Raw genomic sequence first — 13,164 nt, forward strand, 5'->3', positions numbered from 1 at the left:
GTCGGGCATGCTGGTCATCGGACATCGCGGCGCGGCCGGGCACGCGCCGGAGAACACTCTCGCGTCGATCCGGAAAGCGATCGGCCTCGGCGTGGATCTGGTCGAAATCGACGTCCAGGCCACCAGGGACGGGCAGCTCGTCGTGTTCCACGACAAGTTGCTCGACCGGGTCACCGACGCGACGGGTTACCTGTGGGATTTCGACCTGGCGCGCTTGCGGGCCGAGGTGCGCGTCGCCGGCGAGCAGATCCCGTTGCTGAGCGAGGTGTGCGAACTCGTCCGGGACAGTTCTGTCCGGCTGATGGCCGAGATCCTCGACCCCGCCACGGCCAAAGCCGTTCTCGCGACCGTGTCGGAAATCCTGCCCGCCGATCAGTTCCTGGTGGCGTCATTCCATCACGACACCGTGCGCGAACTGGTTGCGCAACACCCGGGCCTCAAGGCGATCGCGCTGGTCGAAGGCGCGCCGGTGGATCCGGTCCGGATGGCTCGGGACTGCGGCGCGCACTACGTGGGGCTCGGATTCGAGTCGATCCAGCAGGAGAAGGTCGCCGCGCTGCAGGAGGCGTCGATCTCGGTTTTCGCCTGGACGGTCAACGATCCGCGGGAAATCGATCGCGCTCGCCGGTTGGGAGTCGACGGAATCATCTCCGACTATCCCGACCGGGTCGCGCGCTGATCGCCCGTTACGACGGATTCGCGAGCCGCCAGAACGGGGAAACCGGGCCGACTCCCGCGCCGAGCGGATACGCCTCCAGGACGCAGCGTTCGATGAACCGCTTCGCCTCCGCGACCGCGGTGGGCACGTCGGCGCCCTTCGCGAGCGACGAGGTGATCGCCGACGCCATGGTGTCGCCGCCGCCGTGGGTGTTTTCCGTGTCGATGCGCGGGCCGCTCAGCTCGATCACCGCCGAGCCGTCGGTGAGCAGGTCGACGCAATCGGCGGCGTCGTAGAGATGGCCGCCCTTGACCAGTACCCACTGGGAACCGAACTCCAGCAACGCTTCCGCGGCTGCGTGCTGGCTCTTCGTGCCGGTGACCGTGACGCCGGTCAGCAGCCGGACCTCGTCGAGGTTCGGCGTGATGAGCGTGGCGCGCGGGAACAATTCCGTCCGGATCGCTTCCAGCGCTTCTTCGCGCAGCAGCGCGTGACCGGTCATCGACGCGGCTACCGGGTCGACCACGAACGGGGTGTCCGTGGTGCGTCCGATGTGGACCTCGTCGAGTGTTTTCGCCACCGCCTGAATGATTTCCGCGGTGGCGAGCATGCCGGTCTTCGCCGCGTTGACGCCCATGTCCTCGGCGACCGCCTTGATCTGGGCGGTGACGACGTCGACCGGGATTTCGGAGAACCCTTGCACGCCAAGCGAATTCTGCACGGTGACCGCGGTGAGCGCGACCAGCCCGTGCACGCCGTTGGCGAAGAACGTGCGCAGGTCCGCCTGCACGCCCGCACCACCGCCGGAATCGGATCCGGCGATGGTGAGGGCAGTGCGAGGGGTGCCTGTCACTGGTTGACCACCGGCAAGTAGACCTTGTTGCCCTGCTCGGAAAACTCCGCGGACTTCTCGGCCATGCCCGCCTCGATCGCCTCCACAGAGGACAGACCGTGCTCCTCGGCGTACTTGCGCACGTCCTGGGTGATCCGCATCGAGCAGAACTTCGGCCCGCACATCGAGCAGAAGTGCGCGGTCTTGGCCGGTTCGGCGGGCAGTGTCTCGTCGTGGAAGGCCCGCGCGGTGTCCGGGTCGAGCGACAGGTTGAACTGGTCGTTCCACCGGAACTCGAAGCGGGCCTTGGACAATTCGTCGTCCCAGTCCTGCGCGTACTGGTGGCCCTTGGCGAGGTCGGCGGCGTGCGCGGCGATCTTGTAGGTGATCACGCCGGTCTTGACGTCGTCGCGGTTGGGCAGTCCGAGGTGCTCCTTCGGCGTGACGTAGCACAGCATCGCCGTGCCGTACCAGCCGATCTGCGCCGCGCCGATCGCCGAGGTGATGTGGTCGTACGCCGGAGCGATGTCCGTGGCGAGCGGGCCGAGCGTGTAGAACGGAGCCTCGCCGGTGAGCTTTTCCTCCAGCTCCACGTTTTCCTTGATCTTGTGCATCGGCACGTGGCCGGGGCCTTCGATCATCACCTGCACGTCGTGCTCGCGGGCGATGTGCGTCAGTTCGCCGAGGGTCTCCAGTTCGGCGAACTGGGCACGGTCGTTGGCGTCCGCGATCGAGCCGGGACGGAGGCCGTCGCCGAGGGAGAACGTGACGTCGTACTCGCGCAGGATCTCGCACAGCTCGGAGAAATGCGTGTACAGGAAGGATTCCTGGTGGTGCGCGAGGCACCAGGCGGCCATGATCGACCCGCCGCGGCTGACGATGCCGGTGACCCGGCGCGCGGTCAGCGGGATGTAGCGCAGCAGCACGCCGGCGTGCACCGTCACGTAGTCGACGCCCTGCTCGCACTGCTCGATGATGGTGTCGCGGTAGATCTCCCAGGTGAGCTTTTCCGGCTCCCCGTTGACCTTTTCCAGTGCCTGATAGATCGGCACGGTGCCGACCGGGACCGGCGAGTTGCGCACGATCCACTCGCGCGTCTCGTGAATCCGCTTGCCGGTGGAGAGGTCCATGATCGTGTCGGCTCCCCAGCGGGTGGCCCACACCATCTTGTCGACCTCTTCCTCCACAGAGGACCAGACGGCCGAATTTCCCATGTTGGCGTTGATCTTCACCAGGAAGTTCTTGCCGATGATCATCGGCTCGGTCTCCGGGTGCTTGCGGTTGGCCGGAATCACCGCGCGGCCGCGGGCGACCTCGTCCCGCACGAACTCGGGCGTACAGCGTTCGCGCGCGGCGATGAACTCCATTTCCCGGGTGATCACCCCGGCTTTCGCCCAGCCGAGCTGGGTGTTGTGCTCCCGCCCGTCGGCCCAGCCGGACCTAAGCGGGTGCAGTCCTTTGTGGACATCGATGTTCGCGTCCGGATCGGTATAGGGCCCCGACGTGTCGTACACGTCGAAGTGCTCCCCGTTCGACAGGTCGATCCGTCGCGCCGGAACCCGCAGTCCGGATTCGGTGCGGTGGTAGACCTTGTGCGAGCCGGTGATCGGCCCGGTGGTGACGGACGGGGCGATGGCACCCTGGTTTTCCAGCGTCGTCAACGACGTTCACTCCCTACGCCGGCATTACCCGGTCAGGTTCATGCGGTCGGTGACGCCGGGTGTCCGCGAGATGGACACCAGTCACCCTCTCAGCCCGCCAAGGCGCGAGCTCCCGCGTTGCATTCGGTTGAGGTTGCTCGTCCGACGATGCCATGCGGTGTCGGTTCGGCACAACCCTGCCGCCCGTCTGGCCGAAACAAAACGGACTCGTCACAGTGCGGGGACGGCGCCTGACAAGCGATGCTGACGCACTTCAAAGTGCCTTTTGTAAGCCCTCTCTCACTCACCCATGATGGTGTTACGCACTACTAGTGAGGTGAGCAAGATGGTTGAACGGCCGACTCGATCCCGGGGGTCACGGGTTGTCCTCGAGGCGTGGGCTGACCGGCTTCAGGCCGCGATCTCGCGGCGTCCGGACGCGGAGCAGTCCGGGTACTCGCTGAACCGCCTGAACGCCAACACATTCGCGGCGGGCCCGCGAGATCCGCGAGTACGCCGACCGAGTGCGCGCGGACCACGACGAGGGGCCGTCACCTCCGACGCCCCCGACGCCACAGGGCGCTGAGCACCACCGACGGCTCAGCCCGCCGACGCGCTGACCGATTTCTTGCCTCGGCCAACTCCGGTCAGTTCCTTGGCGGCCCGGTTGCTGGCGATCTCACCGTGGTGGGCGGCGGCCCAGCCAGCCATCGCCGTCACCGCGCTCAGCAGGGACCGCCCCAGATCCGTTAGCTCGTATTCCACTCGCGGCGGGACCTCGGGGTACGCGGTCCGCGTAAGCAGTCCGTCTCGCTCGAGGTGCTTGAGGGTCTGGGTCAGCATCCGCTGAGAGATTCCCGCGATGCTCGCCTGCAAGTCGGAGTAGCGCAGCGAACCGGCGCTCAGGGTGCTGATGACCAGCACCGTCCACTTGTCACCGATGCGATCGAGCACCTCGCGGATAAAAGCGTTGTCCTCCGGCCAGGTCTGGCACGGACCGCTGATCTGTCGTGCTGACGCCATCCCACTCGCCTCTCATCTGGTGCGTAACCGCACTACCAGTATGTAACACCCACTCGGCGACCACCCGCCACTCGCTCTGGTCGATCACTGGAGCGCGCTCTCACGCCATTGCTGAAAGGGAACACCCGACCATGTCGTACCTGCTTCACATTGATTCCTCCGCGCTCGGCGAAGCCTCGGTCTCCCGCCAGGTCGCACAGTCCTTCCTCGAAAGCTGGGACGGCAAGGTTGTCCACCGCGACCTCGCCGCGGCACCCGTGCCCCATCTCACCGCCGCGGGCATCACCGCCCGCGTCACCGATCCCGCCCAGCGCACCGACGAGCAGGCCGCCGCAGCCGCATTGCAGGACCAGCTCATCGAGGAATTCCTCGGCGCCGGGGCCTACCTGTTCACGGTGCCGATGTACAACCTGTCGATGCCTTCGGTGTTCAAGGCCTGGGTCGACCAGATCATGGTCTTCGGCCGCACCTTCAAGCCGTCCCCGGCTGCCGGACGTCCGGCGGTGCTGATCTCCTCCCGAGGCGGCAGCTACGGTCCCGGCGCGCCCCACCACGGCCTCGACTACGTCGTGCCCACCACTGAGGCGGTGCTCGGACATGAGAGTCAGCTGGCGCTCGATGTCGCCACCGTGGTCCCCGAGATGACCATGGCCCCCCACTCGCCGTCCCTGGCGGAGTTTCTCCCGATGCACGAGGCATCCATGGCCGACGCCCACGACCGTGCTCGTGAGCTCGCCGCGACGATCGCCACCGCGATCGCCGCCTGATGTCCCCGACGAGCAGTCCCGCGCCGTGCCGGGACGCTCGGCTGGAAGAACGAAGGTCTCCCCGGCGAAAACCGGGGAGACCTTCGGGAAAATCGGGAGGCGCGGCGCGGGTCAGGCGTCCGCGGGTTCCTTGGGCGGCAGCCAGGTCAGGCCGGGCACGCCCCACTTGTTCTTCTTCAGCATCTTCTTCGCCGCGCGCGCGTGGCGGCCGACGAGACGGTCCAGATAGATGAACCCGTCGAGGTGGTCGGTCTCATGCTGGAGGCAGCGCGCGAAGTAACCGGTGCCCTCGACCTCGATCGGGTTTCCCTCGACGTCGAAGCCGGTCACCTTGGCCCACGTGGCGCGCCCGGTCGGGTACGACTCGCCGGGGGCGGACAGGCAGCCCTCCCAGTCGTCGTCCGGGTCCGGCATGGTCTCCGGGATCTCCGACGTCTCGAGCTTCGGGTTGACCACCACGCCCTTGTGTTCGATGCCCTCGTCGTCCGGGCAGTCGTATACGAACAGTCGCAGGTCGAGTCCGATCTGGTTGGCCGCGAGGCCCACGCCCTCGGCCGCGTACATGGTCTCGAACATGTCCTCGACGAGGGTGGCCAGCTTGTCGTCGAACTCGGTGATCTCGCGCGTCGGCTGGTGCAGCACGGGTTCGCCGGCGATGCAGATGGGGTGGACGGTCACGGACGCCGAGTTTAGTCGGACCCTTCTGGTACACCTGGATCGGACCGTGACGCGCCGTGTCGGATGCCCATGTCGAGCATGGGTTCCGTGGTTCAATGACGCCCGCGGAAGGACTGCCGACAGCGATTGCGAGGACCGCATGGACGCCGCGGAGTCGATGGCTGGAGACCAGCCGTCGCCGCCGGAGAATGTCGGTGGCCTGACCGAACGCGAACTGGACATTCTCGCGTTCGAGCGGCAGTGGTGGCGCCACGCCGGGGCGAAGGAGAACGCCATCCGGGAGCGCTTCGGACTGTCCTCCACCCGTTACTACCAGTTGTTGAACACGCTGCTGGCCAAGCCGGAGGCCGTCGCGGCCGATCCGATGCTGGTCAAGCGGCTGCGCAAAACGCGCGCCGCCCGTCAGCGCAAACGCGGGGCCCGGCGGTTGGGGATCGAGCTGTCATGAGCGTCTTCTCGGGACTGTCCCGGCCGTTGAAGGCCGCGGGAGTCGCGCTGATCGGGATCGCGGTGGTCGCGGCCGTCATCGGCGGGGTCACCGTGCTCAACACGAGCGGCGACCAGAACGCCGGACCGAGCACGTCCGGCGAGCCCACCGCGCCCGGCGGATCGTCGTCGGCTCCGGAGCAGTCGTCCTCGGCGGCGCCCAGCTCCGCGCCGTCCTCGCCCGCCTCGTCGGCCCCGGCCTCGTCGTCCGCCGCGTCGTCGGCTCCGGCGTCGGGCCAGCCCGGACAGCCCGGCGGCCAGCCGGGCCAGCAGCCAGGGCAGCCGGGCCAGCCGGGCCCGGACCAGCAGGCGTCGAACAAGTGGGTCACCCTGCGCGTCTACAACAACTCGCTGGTCAAGCACCTCGCCGAACAGGCCGCCGCCGATTTCCGCGGTTCGGGCTGGAACGTCGCCGAGGTCGGCAACTACGCGCAGGGCAACATCCCGACGACCACGGCGTACTTCCGGCCGGGCACCGACGAGGAAGCCGCCGCGAAGCAGCTGGCCAAGGAGTTCGGCTTCCAGGCCCAGCCCCGGTTCGACGGCATCCAGAACTCGAGCCCTGGCGTGATAGTGATCATCACGAAGGACTACCAGCCTGGTGGGCACAAGGGGAGCTGAGCTTCCCGAGACCGGTGACAGCCCGCGCTACGGCGCGGGCTTTGTCATGTCCGCACGCGGCACGTCGGACTGACGCGGCGCTCGTGAGTGCGGGTACCGGTTCTCACCGGCACCCGCACTCACCAGCAGCTCAACGCTCCTGCTGCGCCTGCGCGTAAGCCTCCAGCGTCGCCAACTGCGCCGCGTCCAGCGAAGGCCGCACCGCCTCGCGAGCCTTGGCCAGATGCGCCGCGGTCACCTCGCGCGCCTCGAGCGACTCGCGCATCGCCGTCAGCGCCGCCTCCCGGATCAGCGCGGCGCAGTCGGCGGCCGAGTAGCCCTCCAGTGCCTCCGCGGTGGCCGCGAGGTCCACATCGGACGCCAGCGGCGTGTGCTTTGCCGTCGCGGCAAGGATCGCGGCGCGGGATTCGGCGTCCGGCGGCGGCACGTAGATCCGCCGCTCCAGGCGTCCGGGGCGCAGCAAGGCCGGGTCGACCAGTTCGGGCCGGTTCGTCGCGCCCAGCACGACGACCTCGCGCATCGGCTCCACGCCGTCCAGTTCGGTGAGCAGCGCGGCGACCACGCGGTCGGCCACGCCGGAGTCGGACGACTGGCCGCGGCGCGGGGCGAGCGCGTCGATCTCGTCGAGGAAGATCAGCGAGGGGGCGGCGTCCGCGGCCCGGCGGAAGAGGTCGCGCACCGCACGCTCGGATTCGCCGACCCATTTGTCCAGCAGTTCCGCGCCCTTGATCGCGAACACGTTCAACGCGCCGGTGCCGGCGAGCGCCCGGACCAGGAACGTCTTGCCGCCGCCGGGCGGGCCGTACAGCAGCACGCCGCGCGGCGGGTCGATGCCGAGCCGGGCGAACGAGTCCGGGTAGCGCAGCGGCCACAGCACGGTTTCGGTGAGCGCTTCCTTGACCGACGTCATGTTGCCGACGTCGTCCAGGGTCAGGCCGCCGGTGGCCAGATTGTCCGAAGTGGACAGCGAAATCGGCCGGACGGTGGCCAGCGCGTCGAGCAGATCCTGCTGGGAGATCTGGGGTTCCTCGACCTCGCGCTGGCGCAACGCGGCCCGCAACGCCGCGTCCCGGCGAAGGGCGAGCAGGTCGGCGGCGACGAAACCGGGGGTCCGTTCGGCGAGCACGCCCAGGTCGGCCCCGGATTCGACCGGCACGTCGCGCAGCAGGATCCGCAGCAGTTCGACGCGCGTTTTCGCTTCCGGCAGCGGCAGCCCCAGCTCGCGGTCGAGCAGGTCGGCACCGCGCAGCCGCGGATCCGCAGACTCGGCCCGCGCGGTTGTCGCCACCACAGCCAGCCCGTCCTGGCGCAGCGCGGAGCGCAGTTCTTCGAGCACGACGGTGGCCACTGGCGGCGGCTGCGTGGCCGGGAGCAGCGCGTCGATGTCGTTGATCAACAGCACGCCCGGACCGTCGCCATCCGTTGCCCGGTCGATGGCCTCGCGCAGCGAACGGTGTGCCGCATTCGGTTCCAGCACCGCGATATTCGGCGCGGTCACCGACACCACGCGCACCTTCTCCGCAGCGGCGACCGACCGCACCAACGTGGCCTTGCCGACGCCTTCCGGCCCGGACAGCAGCACGCCCAGATGCGCCGAAGTGCCCAGCTTCGCCAACAGTTCCGGCCGGTGGAACGCCAGATCGAACCACTCGGCCAGCTTGCGCGCCGCGCCCTCGGCGCCGACCAGGTCGGCGACCGGCACCGGCTCGTCCAGCTCTTCCTCGCGAGCCTCGGTGACGACCTCTTCGACGATCTCCGCGTCGAGATAGTCCTCGGCCGCGGTGACGGCGGTCGTGCGGACGAGCGCGGTCGCGGTGCGCATCGGCGATTCGTTGGTCGGAGCTCCGGTGCGCGCGCCGTCCCGCCAGCTGACCACAGTGGACGGTCCAACCACGACGACGCCGGCCGGTTCGGTGGCGGTTACGGTCAGCAGTTCGTTGGTCCAGGTCGCGCCGATCACGCGGGACAACTGCCCGCGGACAGCGGCGACGTCCGATCCCGGCGCGGGCGCGAGGTCTTGCGGCAGCAGGGAAACCGCGTCGCCGAGAGTGAGGACCTTGCCCGTGAGCGCGAGCCGCAACGTCTGCGGCGACACCGAAACGGACGCCAGCCGAGACCCGGACACGGTGACCGTGCGGGCCGCGGTGACCTCTGCCGGCGAGACCACGATCTCGCCGCCCTCGGCGACGCCGAGGTTCGACATGGTGACGTCGTCGGTCAGCACGACACCCGGGGTCGCCTCCTCGTCGGCGGGCGCGGCCAAGGCGGCACTGCGCCGCGCGCCGATGAGGTGCACGGCGTCCCAGGCCCGCAGGCCGAGCGCGTCGAGCACTTCCGGGTGCAGCCGGACAACCCCCCGCCGCGCGTCGAGCGCGGACGGCGTGTGCCGGACGGTCAGGGTGATCTGCGGATCGCTCACGCTGCTCACCCTAATGAACCGGCGGTCGGTTGTGCGCGAACGAAAGGCCGCTCAGGCCGTCGCTGACCAGTCGCGGATCGCGGCGACGAACTCCTCGGGCGCGTCGGACTCCACGTAAAGCCCTACGCCGTCAAGACTTACGGTCTGATGGTTCGGGAAGGACGCTTCCAGCCGCTCGCGTTCCCGTGGCCGGAAACCGATTTGAGCGTTGCCCCACACGATCAGCGTCGGCAGGTCGGGAAGGCCTGCCTCGATCTCGGCGAAGAAGGACCGGCTGGCGAGGATCCGGCCGGGAAGCACGCCGGAGGCCTGGCGTCGCTCGGGCGTGTCCATCGCACGGCGGTAGTGGGTCATTTCGGCCTCGGTCGGCTTCCGCTTTCGGTGGCCCATGGGGAGAAACGCCTTGACGACGAGGTTGAGCCGGCGCGCCAGGAAACGCATCGGAGGCCCGCCCGCGATGCGGCCGAACGCCTCGAAGTACGGGTCGCCGTTGACCGGCCAGGCCCAGGCGTTGACGAGCACCAGCCGTGCGAAGACGCCCGGCAGGCGCTGCGCGGCGGCCAAGCCGATCGGGCCGCCCCAGTCTTGTCCGACCAGCGTGACCCCGCTGAGGCCGAGCGCGTCGACGACCCCGGCGACCACCTCGGCGTGTTCCTCGGGCAGGTAGCGATAGCCGGGTTTCGGCGTCGACAATCCGAAGCCCGGGTAGTCGAGGGCGACGCACCGGAAGTCGTCGCGCAGGGCGGTGATCACGTCGCGCCAGAGGAACGACCAGGTCGGATTGCCGTGCAGGAGCAGCAGCGTGGGGCCGGATCCCTCGTCGACGTAATGCACGGTGTGCCCGTCGATGTCGACGAAGCGGCTCTTGAACGGGAACAACTCGTCGTCGACCCAGTCGGGCCGTGCGGTCTCAGCCATGTCGTCCCCCTCGACGCTATGCTTGATTAAGACAAGCGTACTTGAGAATGTCAAGCAGGGGGAGACAATGCGCAGCTACGGCCAGTACTGCGGGCTCGCCCGGTCCCTCGAAATCGTCGGCGAACGGTGGAATCTGCTTATCGTCCGCCAGCTTCTGCTCGGGCCCGCGCGCTACCGGGACCTGATCGACGGCCTCCCGGGCATCGCGACCAACCTGCTCGCCGACCGGCTCCGCGACCTCGAGACCGCGGGGGTCCTCGAACGGCGGCTGGCGGGCAAGGGCAGCGCGGTCGAATACGCCCTCACGCCGTGGGGCGCGGAGTTGCGCGAGCCGATCGAGAGCCTGATCCGCTGGTCGACCCCGTTGATGGTTCGTGGCCCGGAAGGCGACTCGTTCCGTCCGGAGTGGCTCGCTCTCGCGGTTCCCCCGCTGCTCGACGCCCGGGTCAAGGTCACCCGCAGGGCGACGATCGGCATCGAGGTCGGCGGCCCGCCCCTCCAGCTCCGCGCGACGCGCTCCGGCTTCGAGGTCGGCTCGCTGAACGAGGATCTCGACGCCACCGTCCGCGCTGATCCGGCCTGCGTCCTCGGCCTTGCCGCGGGCGCGCTCTCGCTCAAGGACGCCCAAGCCCTCGGGATGATCGAGATCGACGGCGACGAGGCTGTGGTTCGCGCCGTCTTCTCCGCCTGACGAGGCAGAGCTACCGGCGCCGAATGCCGATCCGACGCCAGCTGCGGCGCCGCTGGGTCGGCCCGGACGTGGCCGAGCTGTGGTCCCGCTCCCGCAGGTTCCGGCTCCGCACCAGGTCCGAGTTCGTCCGGCGCACCGCGCGCATCGCCGCACCGGCGACCCGGCCCGAGGCCGGACGCAACCGCAGCCGTCGGTGGCTGCGGGCCCGGCGGATCGCGCGGCGTTCCCGCGGCGGCACTTCCCAGGCCTCCGGGTGCGCGGCGAGCCAGCGGTGCCGGTAGACCGAATACGGAATGTGCAGCAGGTACAGCACCAGCGCGACCGCCAGCGCCGCCAGCGGGAACACGATGATCGCGGCGGCCAGCAGGCCGACGCCCACCAGCAGCGGCGCGATCGCCTTCGCCGGGGCCTTGACCGTCTTGAGCGAGAGCGTCGGGATGCGGCTGATCAGGAGCGCGGCCACCGCGATGGTCCACACCAGCACCACGTACTGCTCGGACCACCAGCCCTCGCCCCACTGCAGCGTGGCGATCAGCGGCAGCATCGCGACCAGGCCGCCGGCCGGCGCGGGCACGCCGACGAAGAACTCGGCGGCGTACGGCGGCTGGTCGGTGTCGTCGAGCAGCGTGTTGAAGCGGGCGAGCCGCAGGATCATGCAGACCGCGAAGATCAACGACGCGACCCAGCCGATGCGGTCGCCGTGCGCCTGCCAGATGTAGAGCACCAGCGCGGGCGCGACGCCGAACGAAATGCCGTCCGACAGGGAGTCGAGCTCGGCGCCCATCTTGGACGTCGCGTCGAGCAGCCGGGCGATGCGGCCGTCGAGGCTGTCGAGGACGGCGGCGATGCCGATCGAGCCGATCGCCATCGCGTAGTTGTTGGTGAGGGCGAACTGCACCGAGGAAAGACCGGCGCAGAGCGCGAGCACGGTGATCGCGTTCGGCAGCAGCCGGACGCCCGGGGTGGTCACGCGGACCATGGTCAGCTTTCTCCCTGCGCAGGAAGTTCGGCGAGCACGGTTTCGCCGCCGACGGTGCGCTGGCCCTTGGCCACCACGACCCGGCTGCCCGGCGGCAGATAAGTGTCGACGCGCGAGCCGAAGCGGATGATGCCGTAGGTCTCGCCCGCGGACACCTTGTCGCCCTCGCGGACGTCGCACCGGATGCGGCGCGCGACCAGACCGGCGATCTGCACGACGACGAGCTCGTGGCCGTCGACCGTGTGCAGCACCAGCGAATTGCGCTCGTTGACCTCGCTCGCCTTGTCGAGGTCCGCGGAAAGGAATTTGCCCGGCTTGTACGCGACCTTCGAGATCACGCCCGCCGCCGGCGTGCGCTGGACGTGCACGTCGTAGACGGAGAGGAACACGCTCACCCGCATCCGCGGCTCGGCGGGCAGGCCGAGCTCGGCGGGAGGAACCGCTTCCTCGATGAGCGAGACGGTGCCGTCGGCGGCCGAGATCGCGACGTTGTCCCGCAGCGGGGGCACGCGCTTCGGCTCGCGGAAGAACGCCGTCATGCCCGCGGTGGCGAGCGCGCCGGCCACGCCGAGGCGCTTGGAGAACCGGCGCGCCACGATCGTCGCGGCCAGACCGCCGAGGAGGAACGGCCGTCCTGCCGGGTGCATCGGCGGGAACGTCTCGCGGGCCAGCTGGACGGCGTGCGCGAGGGGGTTACCGGTGGGCTGGCCGCTCATGGGTCGAGTTCCCCGCTGTTCGTCTCGGTCGGTGTAAGGGTCCGATTTGGGCTTCCCCACGCTACCGCCCGCCTGCGGCGGACCCGGCGGCCCCTGGTCGTAAGGGTTGCCCCGGCGCTGGTGGGCGCGACCACAAACCGGTAACGACGCGTCGAACAATCCGATAACACCGGGTAGTTGACGCCGCTCGGGACCGGTGCCCGGGCCGACCTGGCGAGGGAGACGATGGCGGTACCCGATCTGCTCGCGCAGTTGTTGCGCGCCTGGCGCCGGGATGTGCTTTCGGTGCCAGTTCCCCAGCTCGTCGACCCTGTTCACGCTGCTCGGCTCGTGCGCGACGCGGCCCGGGTGCATGCGTCCCCCGACGAAGCACGCACCCGGGCGCGGAACGAGTCAGTTTAGTCCGCGACCGGGGCGTTCTGACAGATCGTCGGGAAACCGTTACCAACGGTCACGATCGCGACGGCTCGCGGTCGCGGCGCTGACCAGCCGCAACACGAGCAGCAGCACGATCGCGCCGAGGATGGCGACGCCGAAGCTCGGGAAGTCGAACTCGAAGTGTTGCTGCTCACCGGTCGAGAGCCGGTAGATGAAGCCGCCGAGCGCCGCCCCGACCACGCCGACCAGCACGCTGACGAGACAGCCCTGCCGCTGCCGCTCCCGGCCGCCGACCACGAGGTTCGCGATCCAGCCGACCAGCGCGCCGAAGACGATCCACAGGATGATGCCCATGCTC

At 69.2% G+C, this 13,164-nt stretch carries 14 protein-coding genes; 5 read left to right on the forward strand and 9 right to left on the reverse strand.

All coding sequences use genetic code 11. The annotated features are described in order from the left end of the window. The first annotated feature begins 7 nt into the window (after positions 1 to 7). A complete protein-coding gene (locus ACZ7OI_RS06680) occupies positions 8 to 679 on the forward strand; it encodes a glycerophosphodiester phosphodiesterase (protein ID WP_470263147.1) in 672 nt (223 codons plus the stop codon). A gap of 7 nt (positions 680 to 686) precedes the next feature. Here the strand turns inward: ACZ7OI_RS06680 and thiD are convergent, their stop codons facing one another. From thiD to ACZ7OI_RS06695, 3 genes are all read right to left on the reverse strand, one after another. Further along, complete coding sequence (gene thiD / locus ACZ7OI_RS06685) at positions 687 to 1,511, reverse strand: bifunctional hydroxymethylpyrimidine kinase/phosphomethylpyrimidine kinase (RefSeq protein ID WP_470263148.1); 825 nt, start codon at positions 1,509 to 1,511, stop codon at positions 687 to 689. Then, positions 1,508 to 3,151 carry a phosphomethylpyrimidine synthase ThiC gene (thiC, locus tag ACZ7OI_RS06690; RefSeq protein WP_470263149.1) on the reverse strand — a complete coding sequence of 548 codons (1,644 nt, stop codon included), beginning with the start codon at positions 3,149 to 3,151 and terminating at the stop codon, positions 1,508 to 1,510. Before thiC ends, thiD begins: the two co-directional genes overlap by 4 nt. A 579-nt stretch (positions 3,152 to 3,730) precedes the next feature. Continuing rightward, entirely contained in the window at positions 3,731 to 4,153 is a 423-nt protein-coding gene (locus ACZ7OI_RS06695; RefSeq protein ID WP_470263150.1) for a winged helix-turn-helix transcriptional regulator, read from the reverse strand. Between the two features lie 131 nt (positions 4,154 to 4,284). Here ACZ7OI_RS06695 and ACZ7OI_RS06700 point away from each other — a divergent pair, with 131 nt between their 5' ends. Further along, positions 4,285 to 4,920 (forward strand): FMN-dependent NADH-azoreductase, encoded by a 636-nt coding sequence (locus tag ACZ7OI_RS06700; protein ID WP_470263151.1) that lies wholly within the window; start codon positions 4,285 to 4,287, stop codon positions 4,918 to 4,920. Positions 4,921 to 5,031: 111 nt separating this feature from the next. Here the strand turns inward: ACZ7OI_RS06700 and ACZ7OI_RS06705 are convergent, their stop codons facing one another. Next, positions 5,032 to 5,598: a peptide deformylase gene (locus ACZ7OI_RS06705; protein ID WP_470263152.1), complete on the reverse strand. Its 567-nt coding sequence runs from the start codon at positions 5,596 to 5,598 to the stop codon at positions 5,032 to 5,034. Between the two features lie 139 nt (positions 5,599 to 5,737). Here ACZ7OI_RS06705 and ACZ7OI_RS06710 point away from each other — a divergent pair, with 139 nt between their 5' ends. Both ACZ7OI_RS06710 and ACZ7OI_RS06715 read left to right on the forward strand, forming a co-directional pair. After that, positions 5,738 to 6,046, forward strand: coding sequence for a DUF3263 domain-containing protein (locus ACZ7OI_RS06710; protein WP_067579729.1), 309 nt, complete (start codon positions 5,738 to 5,740; stop codon positions 6,044 to 6,046). Further along, positions 6,043 to 6,705 (forward strand): LytR C-terminal domain-containing protein, encoded by a 663-nt coding sequence (locus tag ACZ7OI_RS06715; protein WP_470263153.1) that lies wholly within the window; start codon positions 6,043 to 6,045, stop codon positions 6,703 to 6,705. Before ACZ7OI_RS06710 ends, ACZ7OI_RS06715 begins: the two co-directional genes overlap by 4 nt. Before the next feature lie 130 nt (positions 6,706 to 6,835). On the opposite strand, the gene ACZ7OI_RS06720 is transcribed toward ACZ7OI_RS06715, so the two are convergent. Beyond that, a complete protein-coding gene (locus ACZ7OI_RS06720) occupies positions 6,836 to 9,124 on the reverse strand; it encodes an AAA family ATPase (protein ID WP_470263154.1) in 2,289 nt (762 codons plus the stop codon). A 51-nt stretch (positions 9,125 to 9,175) separates the two neighbouring features. Further along, on the reverse strand, positions 9,176 to 10,042 hold the full coding sequence (locus tag ACZ7OI_RS06725; RefSeq protein WP_470263155.1) for an alpha/beta fold hydrolase: 867 nt from the start codon (positions 10,040 to 10,042) through the stop codon (positions 9,176 to 9,178). A gap of 67 nt (positions 10,043 to 10,109) precedes the next feature. On the opposite strand from ACZ7OI_RS06725, the gene ACZ7OI_RS06730 reads away from it, so the two are divergent. Beyond that, entirely contained in the window at positions 10,110 to 10,733 is a 624-nt protein-coding gene (locus ACZ7OI_RS06730; RefSeq protein WP_470263156.1) for a winged helix-turn-helix transcriptional regulator, read from the forward strand. Between the two features lie 10 nt (positions 10,734 to 10,743). Here the strand turns inward: ACZ7OI_RS06730 and pssA are convergent, their stop codons facing one another. From pssA to ACZ7OI_RS06745, 3 genes are all read right to left on the reverse strand, one after another. Continuing rightward, positions 10,744 to 11,712, reverse strand: a complete 969-nt coding sequence (pssA, locus tag ACZ7OI_RS06735) for a CDP-diacylglycerol--serine O-phosphatidyltransferase (protein WP_470263157.1) — start codon at positions 11,710 to 11,712, stop codon at positions 10,744 to 10,746. Between the two features lie 2 nt (positions 11,713 to 11,714). Then, the gene (locus tag ACZ7OI_RS06740) at positions 11,715 to 12,428 is read right to left on the reverse strand and encodes a phosphatidylserine decarboxylase (RefSeq protein ID WP_470263158.1); all 714 of its coding nucleotides are present in this window, start codon (positions 12,426 to 12,428) and stop codon (positions 11,715 to 11,717) included. 441 nt (positions 12,429 to 12,869) lie between these two features. After that, the gene (locus tag ACZ7OI_RS06745; protein WP_470263159.1) at positions 12,870 to 13,160 is read right to left on the reverse strand and encodes a GlsB/YeaQ/YmgE family stress response membrane protein; all 291 of its coding nucleotides are present in this window, start codon (positions 13,158 to 13,160) and stop codon (positions 12,870 to 12,872) included. Between the last annotated feature and the right edge of the window lie 4 nt (positions 13,161 to 13,164).

This window comes from Amycolatopsis sp. NPDC114503, from assembly GCF_055633655.1.